General features: G+C 63.2%; 14 protein-coding genes, 1 pseudogene and 1 other annotated feature. Of the genes and pseudogenes, 9 read left to right on the top strand and 6 right to left on the bottom strand.

Going from position 1 to position 15,568, the window contains the following annotated elements; translation table 11 throughout:
• Nucleotides 1-87: 87 nt before the first annotated feature.
• A complete protein-coding gene (locus ACF66B_RS18395) occupies nt 88-1,329 on the bottom strand; it encodes an MFS transporter (RefSeq protein WP_111429547.1) in 1,242 nt (413 codons plus the stop codon).
• A 180-nt stretch (nt 1,330-1,509) separates the two neighbouring features.
• Here ACF66B_RS18395 and ACF66B_RS18400 point away from each other — a divergent pair, with 180 nt between their 5' ends.
• The 3 genes from ACF66B_RS18400 (at nt 1,510) to ACF66B_RS18410 (ending at nt 3,994) form a co-directional block, all read left to right on the top strand.
• A complete protein-coding gene (locus ACF66B_RS18400) occupies nt 1,510-2,235 on the top strand; it encodes an alanyl-tRNA editing protein (protein WP_111429546.1) in 726 nt (241 codons plus the stop codon).
• A 30-nt stretch (nt 2,236-2,265) separates the two neighbouring features.
• Nucleotides 2,266-3,381: a cell division protein ZapE gene (zapE, locus tag ACF66B_RS18405; RefSeq protein ID WP_392663542.1), complete on the top strand. Its 1,116-nt coding sequence runs from the start codon at nt 2,266-2,268 to the stop codon at nt 3,379-3,381.
• A gap of 79 nt (nt 3,382-3,460) precedes the next feature.
• The gene (locus tag ACF66B_RS18410) at nt 3,461-3,994 is read left to right on the top strand and encodes a hypothetical protein (RefSeq protein ID WP_162683237.1); all 534 of its coding nucleotides are present in this window, start codon (nt 3,461-3,463) and stop codon (nt 3,992-3,994) included.
• Here the strand turns inward: ACF66B_RS18410 and ACF66B_RS18415 are convergent.
• The 4 genes and pseudogenes from ACF66B_RS18415 to ACF66B_RS18430 form a co-directional block, all read right to left on the bottom strand.
• Nucleotides 3,991-4,827 carry a phosphatidylglycerol lysyltransferase domain-containing protein gene (locus ACF66B_RS18415; protein WP_111429544.1) on the bottom strand — a complete coding sequence of 279 codons (837 nt, stop codon included), beginning with the start codon at nt 4,825-4,827 and terminating at the stop codon, nt 3,991-3,993. The genes ACF66B_RS18410 and ACF66B_RS18415 overlap by 4 nt on opposite strands.
• Nucleotides 4,828-4,866: 39 nt before the next feature.
• Nucleotides 4,867-4,959 carry an integrase core domain-containing protein gene (locus ACF66B_RS18420; protein WP_392664910.1) on the bottom strand — a complete coding sequence of 31 codons (93 nt, stop codon included), beginning with the start codon at nt 4,957-4,959 and terminating at the stop codon, nt 4,867-4,869.
• A pseudogene (locus ACF66B_RS18425) lies at nt 4,960-5,603 on the bottom strand (IS3 family transposase); the annotation flags it as partial. It abuts the gene before it with no gap.
• Nucleotides 5,206-5,322: a sequence feature (AL1L pseudoknot), on the bottom strand. (Overlaps the previous pseudogene by 117 nt.)
• Nucleotides 5,604-5,641: 38 nt before the next feature.
• Complete coding sequence (locus tag ACF66B_RS18430) at nt 5,642-6,475, bottom strand: IS5 family transposase (protein ID WP_111432154.1); 834 nt, start codon at nt 6,473-6,475, stop codon at nt 5,642-5,644.
• A 146-nt stretch (nt 6,476-6,621) separates the two neighbouring features.
• Here ACF66B_RS18430 and ACF66B_RS18435 point away from each other — a divergent pair, with 146 nt between their 5' ends.
• On the top strand, nt 6,622-9,021 hold the full coding sequence (locus ACF66B_RS18435) for a methyl-accepting chemotaxis protein (protein WP_162683185.1): 2,400 nt from the start codon (nt 6,622-6,624) through the stop codon (nt 9,019-9,021).
• A gap of 3 nt (nt 9,022-9,024) precedes the next feature.
• Here ACF66B_RS18435 and ACF66B_RS18440 read toward each other — a convergent pair whose 3' ends face one another.
• Complete coding sequence (locus ACF66B_RS18440; RefSeq protein WP_111428911.1) at nt 9,025-9,723, bottom strand: TerB family tellurite resistance protein; 699 nt, start codon at nt 9,721-9,723, stop codon at nt 9,025-9,027.
• Nucleotides 9,724-9,890: 167 nt separating this feature from the next.
• Between ACF66B_RS18440 and ACF66B_RS18445 the strand changes: the two genes are divergently transcribed.
• From ACF66B_RS18445 to ACF66B_RS18465, 5 genes are all read left to right on the top strand, one after another.
• A complete protein-coding gene (locus ACF66B_RS18445; RefSeq protein ID WP_111428910.1) occupies nt 9,891-13,499 on the top strand; it encodes a hydantoinase B/oxoprolinase family protein in 3,609 nt (1,202 codons plus the stop codon).
• Nucleotides 13,489-14,064: a DUF1349 domain-containing protein gene (locus ACF66B_RS18450; protein WP_111428909.1), complete on the top strand. Its 576-nt coding sequence runs from the start codon at nt 13,489-13,491 to the stop codon at nt 14,062-14,064. Before ACF66B_RS18445 ends, ACF66B_RS18450 begins: the two co-directional genes overlap by 11 nt.
• Before the next feature lie 150 nt (nt 14,065-14,214).
• On the top strand, nt 14,215-14,823 hold the full coding sequence (locus ACF66B_RS18455) for a nitroreductase family protein (RefSeq protein WP_111428976.1): 609 nt from the start codon (nt 14,215-14,217) through the stop codon (nt 14,821-14,823).
• A 40-nt stretch (nt 14,824-14,863) separates the two neighbouring features.
• Nucleotides 14,864-15,157, top strand: a complete 294-nt coding sequence (locus ACF66B_RS18460; RefSeq protein WP_111428908.1) for a SelT/SelW/SelH family protein — start codon at nt 14,864-14,866, stop codon at nt 15,155-15,157.
• A complete protein-coding gene (locus tag ACF66B_RS18465) occupies nt 15,132-15,485 on the top strand; it encodes a hypothetical protein (RefSeq protein ID WP_162683184.1) in 354 nt (117 codons plus the stop codon). Before ACF66B_RS18460 ends, ACF66B_RS18465 begins: the two co-directional genes overlap by 26 nt.
• Nucleotides 15,486-15,568: the final 83 nt, after the last annotated feature.

The raw sequence follows: 15,568 nt of genomic DNA on the forward strand, positions 1-15,568 counted from the left end.
CACGCATACAGGGGATATGACCTTGATCTGGCGCAACTGTAAACAGTCTCTTTGGTTGCAGCGCAGCATTGATGGCTGCGTCAGCGGTTATGCCATTGCCGGCACCGCCGGGGTCTCCCGCACGGGGAGATGAGCAACCGCCGAGAACGCGCCGACACCAACGCCGACCCACCAGACGAGATCGTAGGTTCCGGTGATGTCATAGAGCGCGCCGCCGAGCCAGACTCCCATGAATCCGCCGATCTGGTGGCTGAGGAAGACGAGGCCATAGAGCGTGCCCATGTAGCGCAGACCATAGATCTGGGCGATGAGGCCGCTCGTAAGCGGCACGGTTGCAAGCCAGAGTGCCCCCATGGCGAGCGAGAAGAGCACGACGGTGGCGGGCGTCATCGGGGTGAGGATGAAGGCCCCGGCGACGATGGTGCGGGCGAGGTAGATCTGGGCCAGCAGATATTTCTTGCGGAAATGCTGGCCGAGCATCCCCGCTGCGATCGTGCCGCCGATATTGGCGATGCCGATCAGCGCAATGGCAAGCGCACCGAGCGCGGAGGTGGTGGTTATGCCGAGCCCCGCGAGCACCCCGCTGGGGTCGATCGGGCCGCAGACCTCGGTGATGAAGGCGGGGAAATGCGCGGTGATGAAGCCGAGCTGATAGCCGCAGGAGAAGAAGCCGAGAAAGATGAGGATGAAGCTCGGGTCCCGCACCGCGGCGCCGACCACCGAACTCATGCTTCGCTCTCCCGGAACATGGGGAATGACCTGGGGCGTGCGCAGGATCGGAAGCAGGAGCAGGGTCGCAAGGATCGCCGCAGCAAAGATCAGGAAGACCGAGGACCAGGGCATGACGCTGAGGAGCGCCTCGGCGGCGAGCGGACCCACGACCTGGCCGCCTGAGCCCGCAGCGGTCGTGATGCCAAGCATGAGCGAGCGACGTTCGGGTGAGCTTGTCCGTCCGACAATGGCGAGGATCACGCCGAAGCCGGTGCCGGCGATGCCAAAGCCGATCAGGATGTTGAGAAGCTGGTGGCCCTCGGGCGTGACGGCGCTGGCCGAAAGCACGAGGCCGAGTGCATAGACAACGGCACCGATCGCGATGGCGCGACGGTCGCCGAAGCGTTCGGCGATCGCACCGAAGATCGGCTGCCCGATACCCCAGGCGAGGTTCTGGATCGCGATGGCGAGCGAGAAATCGGCCCGAGGCCAGCCAAAGCTTTCGGAGATCGGGATCTGGAAGAGGCCGAAGCTCGCGCGAATGGCGAAGCTCATGAGGAGTATCGTGCAGGCGGCCACCAGAAGCGGTGACAAGATCGGTTTGACAGCGCTTTTCATGGTGTACCCCCACTGACGGATCGGGCCGATTATCGCGCGGTCGCGGACGAGTCAATCGCGTCGAAAAGGCTTTCCGGGCGCGCCGCGCCAAGGGGGGCGGCCGGCATCGCGCAGGTCTCGGGGCTTGTCTCCGGGAGCGGGGGCTGGCAGGGAGGGAGGTGCTGAATTTCCGGGGCCGACATGACCGAATTCCTGTTCCGTGACGATCCATACGCGACTGAATGCGCGGCGGTGGTTACGGCCGTTGCCGAAGGGGGCGTGGAGCTTGATCGGACGATCTTCTACGCAACCTCGGGCGGGCAGGAGGGCGACACGGGCGTGCTTGTGACGGCTTCGGGGGAGGAACTGCACGTGACAGGGGCGATCCACCCCGGGCGGGACCGGCTGCGCATCCTGCATCTCGTGGCGGACAATGCGCCGCTTCCGGCCATCGGCGAGGCCGTGACGCTGCGGCTCGACTGGGGCCGCCGCTATCGGATGATGCGGATGCACACGGCGCTCCACCTGCTGTCGGTCGTGCTGCCCTACGGGGTGACGGGTGGGGCGATCACCGCCGAAAAGGGCCGCCTCGATTTCGACATGACCGAGCCGCCCGGAGATGTGGCCGCGGTGGAGGCCGCGCTCAACGCCCTGGTCGCGCGGGATCTGCCGGTCACGGCGGAGTGGATCTCCGATGCGGACATGGCGGCGCAGCCCGAGCTCGTGAAGACGATGGTGGTAAAGCCGCCGACGGGTCAGGGGCGGGTGCGGCTGATCCGTATCGGCAGCGGGGAGGCGACCGTCGATCTCCAGCCCTGCGGCGGCACGCATGTCGGGCGCACCGGCGAGATCGGATCGCTGCGGCTGGGCAAGATCGAGAAGAAGGGGCGTTCCAACCGGCGCGTCAATCTGCATTTTGCGGCCTGAGGCGCGCGCGGCCGGAACCGGGAGACGGAAATGAGCCAAGGTCCGATGAGCCTTTACCGCGAGCGGGTTGCGGCAGGAGGTCTTTCGCCGGATCAGGCGCAGCGGCTTGCGGTCGAGAAGCTGCAGCTCCTCTTCATGCGCCTGAAGGACTACAATCCTGCGACGCCGAAGAAGGTGAAGCGCGGCTTCTTCGGCTGGGGGCGCGAGCGCACGCCCGAAACCGTGGTGCCCGGGCTCTATCTCTACGGTGATGTGGGCCGGGGCAAATCGATGCTCATGGATCTCTTCTTCGATGTGGCGCCGGTCAGCCCCAAGCGGCGGGTACATTTCCATGCCTTCATGCAGGAGGTTCACGCGGGCATCCACGCCGCGCGGCAGAAGGGCGCCTCCGATCCGGTGCGGCCGGTTGCCGATGCGATCGCCGATGCCGCCACGCTGCTCTGCTTCGACGAGATGCAGATCACCGACATCACCGATGCGATGCTGGTGGGGCGTCTCTTCGAGCGGCTGTTCGAGCGCGGCGTCGTCGTGGTGACGACCTCGAACCGGCATCCGGATGACCTCTACAAGGATGGGCTCAACCGGCATCTCTTCCTGCCCTTCATCGCCATGCTGAAAGAAAAGCTCGAGATCCATCAGCTCGAGAGCGCAACGGATCACCGTATGGACCGGGAGATGGGTGAGACGGTCTATTTCAGCCCGGACGATGCCGCGGCGCGCGCGGCACTCGATGCGGCCTGGGCCAGCCACGCCGGTGAGGCCGGCGCGCCGCTGGAGATTGCGGTGCAGGGCCGTACGGTGCGTCTGCCGCGGCATGCGCATGGAGTGGCGTGGGCGAGCTTTGCCGATCTTTGCGCCCGGCCGCTCGGCGCGGCGGACTATCTCGCCATCGCGCAGCGGATAAAGGTACTGATCCTGGAGGGCATCCCGGCGCTGTCGCGAGCGAACAACAATGAAGCGAAACGCTTCGTCACGCTGATCGATGCGCTCTACGAGGCCAAGGTCCTGCTGGTCTGCTCGGCGGCGGCGCCGCCCGAGGCACTCTATACGGAAGGCGCGGGTGCTTTCGAGTTTCACCGCACGGTTTCGCGGCTCGAGGAAATGCGCTCCTCGACCTGGCCGGGAGGCGCAGCGGCCGCGCCTTAAAGCGAAACCAGAAACAGCCAATTGAATCAATACTTCGAGTATGCAAGCGTACAACGACTAGGCAACCAGTGAGCGAACCGTGACGAACTCTGTTCGAGATGACAGAAGCAAGCTTCACCCAGAAGCAGCTCAACGAAGCGTCTCAGCCAGCGAGCTAAGCCGTCCAGAGCTAGACTATTGGATAAAAAAGAGAAATAAAACTTACGACTTTTTCTTTGAGCAATCCCATGTGGTGAACAATTTAGTATTGTCTACACCGGCCACTTCCGGCCCTTCAATAGCCATTGCATCTATTGCAGTCGCAGCGGTAGCTGAATTCTCGAAAATATCCAGTATGACAATTTTCGCGTCTAGTGCATGCTTAATTATTTCGTCATTTCTTGCGTTTATTGTTATCCTTAGAAAAAACGACATATGCGTTGATGTTGTGGAGCACATTGACAGAAATGTAAGAGATTTTGCTGATGGAAAGGCAACTATAGATAATTTATTCTACGGGGGTAGACATATATTTTCTGGGCAAATGCGAGCACTATTTATTTCATCTGCACTATTTTATGCTCTAGGCATTTGCGGGCTTGCAGTCGGATTTGCGCTTACCTTTCTCAGCTAGCTCGTTTGAACATACCATTTGTGCCGTATTTCGTATGGCTTCATAGAAGACTTGAAAAACTTTAGACCAGTCATGCCAAGGTCTTGCCCAGCGTTGATATAGGGAGTATCAGAATATTTCTCAGCCAACTGGGTATAGAAATATTCATCAGATCGGCTGAAACCTCTAAGGCATTTCTGAAATAGTACTATTATGGATTCTCTTGGTGTGGGGTCAATAATAGAAATGCCTTCTAGATCGCCATTAACCTCCATGACGAAAACCTCTAAATTAAGTTCAGATGCTCTGTTAATTGCATCAATGCAAGCATCTCGTTCGTCTTTGTTGGCCGTAAATCTACGGATAGCATACCACGCCTGCACTAAGGACTTTGCCGTCGGTGTCTCGTTAAGCTTCATCTCACGAACGCAGACATCAAGATTTCGGCGAACATTTGATATTAGATTGCGGCGTCTCGCATAGGATGAGCCGATAGGTCTGCGAAGGTGATCTGTAAGATAGATATAATCTGATTGATTTCGATCAAAATGCACAGAGGTCTTCCTCTTAACCCTTGATGCAAGATGTGCGGCCTGACCTTGATCCGTTGTTATTACTCGGTGATCGGATCGGAGCAAGTCCGACAAGTAATTGATTGAACGATCATCTATTTCACCCAAAAAAAGGGCATGTTTCGCTTGTTGAAATCTAAACAGCACGGTTGATGGGTCGGATGTAGACATCTCGAACTGGTACTTTTTTGCGAACAACGTTAGGTAAGCATGTGAATGTTCTTGGTAGCGTCCGCGTCTCAAGGCATCTTCTGGTATGTCACTAAACGGAGAAGCTGTCATGAAGAGGAACCTGTGTCGACACAGCGGAATCTGTGCAGTTTAAGCTGCTAATCTGAATGCCTCCGCTGGTGTCCGCATGGCAAGTGCCTGATGCGGGCGTCTGTGGTTGTAGAACTGGATCCAGTCACCGATTGCGCGCGAGGGGTTCGACGTCGTGCGGTGCGGCTTGCCGCGGATGATGCCTTGAATATCCATGTCCTTCATCAGCCGTGCCACTGTGCAGCGGGCGACGTCGAACCCCTCGCGGCGCAATTGGTGCCAGATCTTGCGGACGCCGTAGACGCGCCGGATCTCGGGCCGCAGAGCATCGTCCCGACGTGCACGATCCGAACGACGCGCCGGATCGGCCCGTTTCGCCAAGTGATCGTAGTAGGTGGAAGGGGCGATCGGCAAAATCGCGCAGATCGGCTCGACCACGTGCGCATCACGATGCGCCTCGATGAAATCCACCATCACTTTGACCGGCGGTCGAGCTCCGCCATCGCAAAATACGCTGACGCCTTCCTGAGGATCTCGTTCGCCTGGCGCAGCTCACGGTTCTCTCGCTCGAGCGCCTTCATCTTCTCCGCTGTCTCGGTTGGGATGCCTGCGCGGCGGCCGCTGTCAACCTCCGCCTTCTTGACCCACTCGTTCAGGGTCTGTGCGGTGCAGCCGATCTTCGCTGCAATCGACATCACCGCCTGCCAGCGCGACGGATGCCGGGCCTCGGTGTCAAGAACCAGCCGCACGGCCCGCTCTCGCACTTCAGGGGAAAACTTGTTCGTGGTCCTGCTCATGATGCTCCATCCTACTCAGAGCCTGATTCAAAACTCAGTCAAACATAGCAATACCTTGCGAGGCGCCTGGTTGTGAGACGGATATGGGCGATGTTGATCCAGGCCTCGGCGGAGGCGACGGATTTCTCCCAATCTTTGGCGAGACGGCGGCATCGACCGAGCCAGGCGAAGGTCCGTTCAACGACCCAGCGGCGTGGCAAGACCTCGAAGCCGTCTGCGGTGTCAGAGCGCTTGATGATCTCGACCGTCCACTCGCCCATGTGTCTGAGCGCGCCGCGCAGCTTCGGTCCGGCATAGCCCCCGTCGGCGAAGATGTGACGGAGCCAGGGACAGGCATGGCGGATCGTCCTGAGCACCGCCGGCGCCCCGTCCCGATCCTGGATATCGGCGGAATGAACGACTACTCCGAAGAGCAGGCCCAAGGTGTCCACGACAATATGGCGCTTGCGCCCCTTGACCTTCTTGCCGGCATCGAAACCGGAAATCCCCCCGCTTTCAGTGGTTTTCACGGTTTGGGAGTCGATCACGCCCGCGCTCGGACTGGCTTCCCGCCCCTCCAGGTCCCGGGTCTCCATCGTCAGCGCGAAACGGATCGTCTGCAGCAGGCCGCTGTCACGCCAGTCGTAGAAATAGCCCTGCACCGTCGAGACCGGAGGAAACTCCTTCGGCAGCATACGCCACTGACACCCCGTGGAAGCGATGTAGAGCAACGCATTCATCACTTCGCGCAGATCCGTCGTGCGCGGGCGACCGAGGCGGCTCGGCGGTGGCAGGAAAGGTTCGATCAACGCCCATTCCCGATCCAACAGGTCGCTTGCATAACGCGGGCATTCCCGCCGATACTCCCGTCGAGCGGCTTCAGTCCAGGGCATTGTCGGCTCCATTCAGCGTGCAAACCGAACGGAACCACAACCAACTGAAGACGCTCAACTCTTTTCCGGGTGGGCTCTTAATTTTCGGGAAATGTTTCCTGTCCATGGTCCCGGGATCGCGTTGCGACTATCCGGGGCCAGTTATCATGTTCGAGAATCTGTCGGCGGGAAGGAAGATCCTTGCAGTCTTTTCCGTGTTTGCAATTCTTGTGTTTGCCTCCGGCGGGCTGATCCTCTGGTCTGCCGACGGTGTGGCGCGCAACGGCATCCGGGTCGGCGAGGGGCTTGCACCTCTGGGCGACGCGGTAATGGAGGTAAAGCTCACCGGGACCTTCGCGCATATGAGACTCGAGGAGATCATCTCCGGTGAGGTGGTCGGCAATTTCGACAGTATCTCCGAGCAGCTTGAGGCGGCGCGGCTTTTCGCACACGCGATTCTCGACGGGGCAGATCTTCCGGAAGGCCGGTATCAGCCAACGGATTCGCCGGCGGTGCGGGAAAGCGTGGACGCAGCACTCGCTGCGCTCGACACGATGGAAAAGGCAGCGCGCCACCGCCTGGAACTCTTCTCTGCAGATGACGGCGTGGGCAGTGCTGCGGACGCGACGTTCGATGAGCTTTACGGCCGCGTCACGGATGGCATGACTTCTGCTGCGGAGGTGGCGCCGGGCAATGCAGAGCTGCAACGGCTTGTTGGCGAGGCGCGTTTTCTGATCGCGGACGGGCATCTGATCGTCGAGGAGGGCCTCAGTGGCGATGCCAGCGCGGATTTCGGCATGGCGACTGCGGACTTCGAAAATGCCCGGGCGCGGCTTGAGGAGGCTGCGGCACTGGATCCGGCTTTTGAGACGGCCGCTTCATCGCTTCCTGCCGATGTCGCCGCCTTCTCGGCACTGGCGCTGGAGCGCCGGGCGAATATGGCTGCGCGGGCGGAGGCGATGGGGGCGGCTGCATCCGCGCTCGATGCTGCCTACGATCAGTTCATGAGCGCGGCGGATGATGCCGAGGACCAGATCCATGCGGCGATGGAAGAAGGGCTCAGCGCTCTGCGCGCACGCGACCGGTTTGCCGCGGGCATGGCGATCGCGGCGGCGCTCGTGATCCTGGGCGCGGCATTCATTGCCTATCGAGGGCTGCACCAGAGCATCGGCGTGCGGCTCTTGCAGATCTCGGAGACGATGCGGCGTCTGCTTGCGGGCGATCTCGATGCTCAGGCGCCCGCCTGGCGGAGCGCGGACGAGATCGGGCTTCTTCGTGACAGCGTGGACGAGTTGCGCGAGGCGTTGCTGCGGCAGAAGGCGCTCGAGCGGGAAGCCGCAGGGGAGCGGCAGGCCGCGGAGCGCCAGCGGGCCCTTGCGGAGGAACAGCGCACGCGGGCGGAATCCGAACGCGCCGCGGCCGAGACCGAGCGGCTCCGGGCCGATAGCGACCGGGCGCTGGCCGAGCGCCGTGCTGCGGCGGCGGAGGCCTTCGGTGTCGAGTTCGGTGCGGTGGTTGCGCGGGCGGCAGAAGGCGAATTCGATCGCCGGATCACGGCGCGCTTCGACGACCCGCATCTCGAGGAGCTTGCCCGCGGCATGAACCGGCTGATGGACGAGGTCGAGCGCGGGGTCGCGGACGCGAGCCGGGTGATGGCGCAGCTTGCCGGCGGCGATCTCTCCTGCCGGATGGACGGCAACTACAAGGGGCGGTTCGCGGCGCTGAAGCGTGATGTGGATGTGACCGTAAACGAATTCGAACGCATCGTGCAGGCGATCGGCGAAACGACTGTCGCGATCATCACCGATACCCGGCGGATCTCGGAGAACTCCGGCCAGCTTGCAGATCGCGCCACCGCCCAGGCGGCTTCGCTCGAACAGACCTCCGCGACGATGACCGAAATGGCGGCGACCGTGAAGGCCAATGCCGAAAGCGCCGAGCAGGTTGCCTCGCGGGCTCAGCGGGCGGTGGAAACTGCTGGAAAGGGGGGCGAGGTCGTGCATGAGGCGATCAACGCCATGAGCCAGATCGATGCCAATTCGCGGCAGGTCGGCGAATTCGTGAAGGTCATCAACGAAATCTCGTTCCAGACCAATCTGCTTGCCCTGAATGCCGGTGTCGAAGCGGCACGGGCGGGCGATGCAGGGAAAGGATTCGCGGTCGTTGCCCAGGAGGTGCGCGCGCTCGCGCAGCGCGCCGAGGCAGCTGCTGGCGATATCGGCCGCCTGATGGAGAGCAGCACCGCGGATGTCGCAGAGGGTGTGCGGCTCGTGTCGGCGACCGGAGAAGTGCTCTCGACGATCGTCGATGCCATCGAGAGCGTCGCCTCTATTGCCGATGAGATCACGATCGCCAACCGTGAGCAGGCGACCGGGATCGAAGGCGTATCGGCTGCGGTGAACGAGCTGGACACCATCACTCAGCAGAACGCGGGCATGGCGGACGAGAGCGCGCAGGCAGCGCAGGCACTGACCGGGGAAACCGAACGGCTCGAATCGCTTGTGGCCTTCTTCGGAGGCGTGCGCGGCGCAGGAACCCCGCGTGGACGGGGCCGGCGCGCAGCCTGAGACTTAATGCACTTCGCGGGCCTGGTTCCGGGAGGAGATCTCCTCCCAGGCCTGATTGATCGCCGTGATGCGTGACGTGGCGAGCGCCACTGTCTCTTCCGGCAAGCCCCGCGCGATCATCTTGTCAGGGTGATTTGCCCGCACAAGTTCGCGCCAGCGGGTCCGTACGGTGCCGAGATCGGCATCGCGCGGCACGCCCAGCACCTGCCAGGGATCGCGCGGACGTCCGGACACATGGCGCTCCTCGATGCAGGCGAAGGCGGGCGGGCGGATGCCGAAGATCTCGGCAACACGGCGCAGGAAGCATTCTTCATCTTCGTGGTAATGGCCGTCCGCCATCGCGATGTTGAAGAGACCCTCAAGAATGTCCTCGAGCACCTGCGGCTGGCCCTCGAACATCCGGGCAATGCGCTGAGCGTAGACATCAAAGCCGGCAATGTCCTGGCGGGCGAGGTTGAAGACCCGTGCGGCGGCGGCCTCATCCTTGGGGTCAATGCGGAAGACCCTTCGGAAGGCGGCGACCTCGGAGGGGCGTACCTGACCGTCGGCCTTGGCCATCTTGGCTCCGAGGCTGACCACGGCAATCGTAAAGGCGACCGACTTCTCCGGCGCCGCACGGCGCCGTTCGAAGAAGGCGGACAGCGCTTCGCCCCGCGCGACGAGCGCGGAAATGGCGTCTCCAATGCGGCTCCAGATCGACATGGACCAAGATTAGCAGGTGCGCGCACGGCATACAGCAGGCGATTGCACGCATTGGCGAATTTCTGAGCGGGCACCAGCGGTTGCAGAGAGGGCGGGGCTTGGCTCTGGCATGGTCAGCGATCCCGCGCTAGACCGGAAGGGAGGACGGGCAGGGAGCGCGAGAGCGGATGTGGGATTTCTGGATCGACCGGGGCGGCACTTTCACCGATATTGTTGCGCGTGACCCGGACCGGCGGTTCCATCGTGCCAAGCTGCTCTCGGAAAACCCCGAGCAGTATGAGGACGCCGCACTCCATGGCATCCGGCGTTTCCTGGGGCTCGCTGCCGAGGCTCCGATCCCCGCGGAACGGATTGCAAGTGTCAAGATGGGCACAACGGTTGCCACCAATGCCCTGCTCGAGCGCAAGGGCGAGCCGCTGGTACTGGTGACGACCCGCGGGCTCGGCCAGCAGCTTCGGCTTGCCTATCAGGCCCGACCGCGGCTGTTTGACCGCCAGATCATCCTGCCCGAGATGCTCTATCGCACTGTGATCGAGGCCGACGAGCGGGTGCGGGCGGACGGCACCGTGGAACTTCCGCTCGACGAGGCGAGGCTTGCAGCCGATTTCGCTGCAGTGCGGGCCGAAGGCCTATCGGCCTGTGCCATCGTCTTGGTTCACGGCTACCGCCATCATGCGCATGAGACCCGGGCGGCCGAGATCGCGCGGGCGGCAGGCTTTGCCCAGGTTTCGGTAAGCCATGAGGTCAGCCCGCTCATGAAGATGGTAAGCCGGGGCGACACGACCGTGGTCGATGCCTATCTCACCCCGATTCTCCGGCGCTACATCGACCGGGTCGCGGCCGCCTTCGACGGGGAGATGCGGGGCAAGCTCATGTTCATGCAGTCCTCTGGCGGGCTCACCGATGCGGGGCTCTTCCAAGGCAAGGACGCGATCCTCTCGGGGCCGGCCGGTGGCGTGGTGGGCGCGGTGCGCACCAGCCAGATTGCAGGCGAGGGGCGGATCATAGGCTTCGACATGGGCGGTACATCAACGGATGTCTGCCATTTCGCGGGCGATTACGAGCGGTTGCTTCATACTGAGATCGCCGGGGTGCGGATCACCGCGCCGATGATGAACATCCATACCGTCGCAGCCGGCGGCGGTTCGCTGCTTACCTTCGACGGGGCACGGATGCGCGTCGGCCCGGAGAGCGCGGGGGCAAATCCGGGGCCGACGTGCTACGGCCGCGGTGGGCCGCTGGCGGTGACGGATGCCAACGTGCTGACCGGGCGGCTCCGGCCCGAGTTTTTCCCGGCAATCTTCGGGCGCGATGCGAACCGGCCGCTCGATCTCTCGGCAACGCGGGCCGGCTTCGAGCGGATGGCCGCGGAGGTCGGCAAGGCGCCGGAGGCAGTGGCAGAAGGCTTTCTGCGCATTGCCGTCGAGAACATGGCCAACGCCATCAAGAAGATCAGCGTGCAGCGCGGCCATGACGTGAGCGGCTATTGTCTCACGGTGTTTGGCGGAGCAGGGGCACAGCATGCCTGCGCGATTGCCGATACGCTCGGCATGGAAACCTGCCTCGTCCATCCGATGGCTTCGCTGCTTTCAGCCTATGGCATGGGGCTTGCCGATATCCGTGCGGCGCGGACCGAAGCGATGGAGGCTGAGCTTGGCGACGTGACACGGCTGGCCGCTGCGGGGCGTCTCGATGCGCTCGGCGTCGAGGCGCTGGGCGAGGTCGAGACGCAGGGCGTGGCGGAGGCCCATATCCGGCTCGTCCATACGCTGCATCTCAAGGTGAAGGGCACGGATACGGCGCTGCCGATCGCCTTCGGCTCGGAGGGCGAGTTGCGCACGGCGTTCAAGGCGGCACACCGGGCACGCTTCGGCTTTGATCCGGGTGATGCGGCGCTGGTTATCGAGAGCGTTCAGGTCGAGGCGATCGGCGGGGCGGCGGATCTTGCCGAAACTGCGCAGCCGCTGGCGGAACGGGCGGAGGGCGATTACCGCGCGGCGCTGGTCGCGCCGGTCTTTCTGCATGGCGCGTGGGTCGAGGCACGCTTCGTGAAGCGCGAGGTGCTCCGGCCGGGCGATACGCTCACCGGCCCTGCCGTGCTGGTCGAGCCGCATACCTCGATCCTGATCGAGCCGGGCTGGCAGGCACGGATTAGCGCCCATGACCACGTGGTGCTCCGGCGCATCGTGGCGCGACCCAAACGCGCCGCGGTCGGGACGGAAGCCGATCCGGTGATGCTCGAGGTCTTCAACAACCTCTATATGTCGATTGCCGAGCAGATGGGCGCGGTGCTCGAAAACACCGCGGCCTCGGTCACGATCAAGGAGCGGTTGGATTTCTCCTGCGCGGTCTTCGACCGGGGCGGAGATCTCATCGCCAATGCGCCGCACATGCCGGTGCATCTCGGGAGCATGGGCGCGAGCGTCAAGGCGGTCATCGCGCAGAATCCCGAGATGGCGCCGGGCGATGTTTTCGTGCTGAACGCGCCCTACAACGGAGGGACGCATCTGCCCGATATCACGGTGGTGACGCCGGTCTGGGATGATGCCGGTGCTCAGATTCTCTTCTACACGTCGGCGCGCGGCCATCATACGGATGTGGGCGGTCTCACGCCGGGATCCATGCCGCCCGACAGTCGGACGATCCATGACGAGGGGGTTTATATCGACAACTGGAAGCTCGTGGATCGCGGCCGGTTCCGAGAGGCCGAGACGCGCGAGCTGCTGAGCTCCGGGCCCTATCCGGTGCGGGCGCCGGAGGTGAACCTCGCCGATCTCCGGGCGCAGGTTGCAGCATGCGAGAAGGGGGCGCAGGAGCTTCGCCGCATGGTCGAGCATTTCGGGCTCGCAGTGGTCGAGGCCTACATGGGCCATGTGCAGGACAATGCGGAGGAGAGCGTGCGGCGCGCGATCGAGGCGCTGAAGGATGCCGATTACGTCTATCCGATGGACCCGGACTTTGACGGGGCGCCGCGCGAGGTGCGGGTGAGCATACGGGTGGACCGGCAAAACCGCTCGGCCGTGATCGATTTTACCGGCACGACCGCCCAGCTTGCAACGAATTACAACGCGCCGGAGCCGGTGACGCGAGCGGCCGTGCTCTATGTCTTCCGCTGCCTCGTGGACGACAACATCCCGATGAACGAGGGGGTGATGAAGCCGCTGGAGGTCATCGTGCCGCAGCGCTCGATGCTTGCGCCGGAATATCCCGCAGCGGTGATCGCGGGCAATGTGGAGACCAGCCAGGCTGTGACCTCGGCGCTCTTTCTCGCGCTGGGCGTGCAGGCGGCGGCGCAATCGACCATGAACAACACCACCTGGGGTAACGGACGCTACCAGTATTACGAGACGATCTGCGGCGGGACGGGGGCGGGCCGGCTGTCGGATGGCTCGGGTTTCCACGGGACGAGCGGTGTGCACAGCCATATGACCAACTCGCGGCTGACCGACCCGGAAGTGCTCGAATGGCGCTTTCCCGTCGTGCTCGACGAGTTCTCGATCCGGGAGGGTACCGGCGGGGGCGGGCAGTTCCATGGCGGGAATGGCGTGACGCGACGGATCCGCTTCCTCGAGCCGATGACGGTGGCAATCCTCTCGGGGCACCGGCGCGTGCCTCCGCCGGGGCTTGAGGGCGGCGCTCCGGGGGGCTGTGGCCGGACCCGCGTGGTGCGCGCCCGAGGCGCTGTCGATGAACTCGCCAGCGCGGATCAGACCGAGGTCGCCGCGGGCGATGTCTACTGGCTCGAAACCCCGGGGGGCGGTGGTTATGGCAACTGAGTTCACCTGGCTCAATCCTCCACCGGTCTGGTCGGGCGACGCAGCAGCACTTTCGCTGGAGACGGGCGAGACGACCGATTTCTGGCGGGAGACGTTCTATGGCTTTGTGCGGGACAGTGGTCACGCCTGGCTTGCACCGGTGAAGGGGGATTTTACCGCCCGCCTCGCTGTGACTGGCCGCTATTCGGCGCTCTACGATCAGGCCGGGATGATGCTGCGGTGCGGAGAGACATGCTGGATCAAGGCGGGTATCGAATTCACCGACGGGCTCATGCATTTCAGCACCGTGGTCAGCGCGCCTCGCTCCGACTGGTCGGTGATCCCGTTGCCCGAGGCCACGCCCGAGACGGTGGTCGGGGTGCGGATCACCCGGCATGGCGATGCAGTGCGGGTGCAGTATTCACTGGACGGTGGAGCCTGGCGGATGGCGCGACTTTGCCCCTTTCCGGAGGGACCGGCCGAGGTCGGACCGATGGCCTGCTCGCCAACGCGGGCCGGGTTTGTCGCGCACTTCAAGGATGTCGCAATCGGGCCACCAATCGCGCGTGACTTGCATGAGTCGTGAGGCCTCACGCTGGCTGGGGCTACGTGCGCCGGGCAGATGCGCCAACGGTGTGTCGCCGATGCCGCGACAATAAACCGACGAAACTTGTTGGTTTTATTCCGCGATGGCTTACATTTGCTGCAAACGCGAATGCAGAGGATTTCGACCGCCATGACCAAGATCTCAGCCATCGAGACACGCAACGCCGAAAACGCGGTTGCCCCGCTCTTCCTCGAGCGCTGGTCGCCGCGTGCCTTCGACGGAACCGCCCTGCCTGAAGACAAGCTCCTTACCATTCTGGAGGCGGCGCATTGGGCGCCTTCTGCCTTCAATTTTCAGCCTTGGCGCTTCGTCTACGCCGTAAAGGGGACGCCGGAATTCGACCGGCTGCTCGGCTTGCTCAACGATTTCAATCAGAGCTGGGCGAAGGCCGCCGGAGCACTGGTCTTCATCCTTTCGAAAACCCATGCCGCGGCGCCCGGATCGAGCGAGGAACAGCCGATCTACAGCCATTCCTTCGATGCCGGCGCGGCCTGGGGGTTGCTGTCGCTCCAGGCGCAGCTGCTGGGTTACCACGTGCATGGCATGACCGGCATCCATTTCGACCGTATCCCTGAGGTGCTAGGGGTGCCCGAGGGCTTCCGCGTCGAGGCCGGGGTCGCGATCGGCAAGCTCGGCGACAAGGCACAGCTTCCCGAGGCGCTGCAGGCGCGCGAAGTTCCGAGCCCGCGGCGCCCGCTCGCCGAAGTGGCATTCAAGGGCGCCTTTCCAACCGCCTGACATGGTTGCGGCGGGCGTGGCAGCGGGGCAGAGTGGGGGTATGTCAGAGCACCGCCCCACCGTCACCATCACGTATTGCAGCCTTTGCAACTGGCTCCTGCGTTCGGCCTGGATGGCGCAGGAGCTCCTCTCGACCTTCTCCGAAGAGCTTGGCGCGGTGACACTCGTGCCAGGCACCGGCGGGATCTTCGAGATCCGCATCGATGGCGAGCTGATCTGGGAACGCAAGCGTGACGGCGGATTTCCGGATGTGAAAAGGCTCAAGCAGATGGTGCGTGACCGGGTGTCGCCCGAGCGTGACCTTGGCCATGTCGATCGCCAAGGGACACCGTGAAGCCTGTCTTGCGTTTGCGCGAGATCAAGGCTGCAAAGGTTCACGCCTGCCATGGTTAACGCATGATTTTGATCTGGTGAGAAGGATTTCCAAGATGCGCGAACATCCTGTTGCCGAACACACGCTGGCCCGGCTCGCCCGCGCCCCGCATGCCTTCAACGGGTGGCTCAACCGCAAGACCCGGATACTGGCCGATTCCTTCGTTCAGGAGGTTCCGCCGTCGCTTGCGGTCTGCGAGTTCGACTGCGCTGAGACTGAGTGTTCACTCGGCGAATGGCTGGTCTGTGCCCGGCGCTTGCAGGGCAAGGCCGAACTCGCTCGCCACTAGAGCGAAAGCAGTTCGAACTCAGGATTTTGCTCTCACACCAAGGATAAACCGAAACCACGCGCCCGCGGGGCGTGCGGGCGCGC

The organism is Amaricoccus sp. B4, from assembly GCF_043226085.1.
Classification (GTDB): Bacteria; Pseudomonadota; Alphaproteobacteria; order Rhodobacterales; family Rhodobacteraceae; genus Amaricoccus.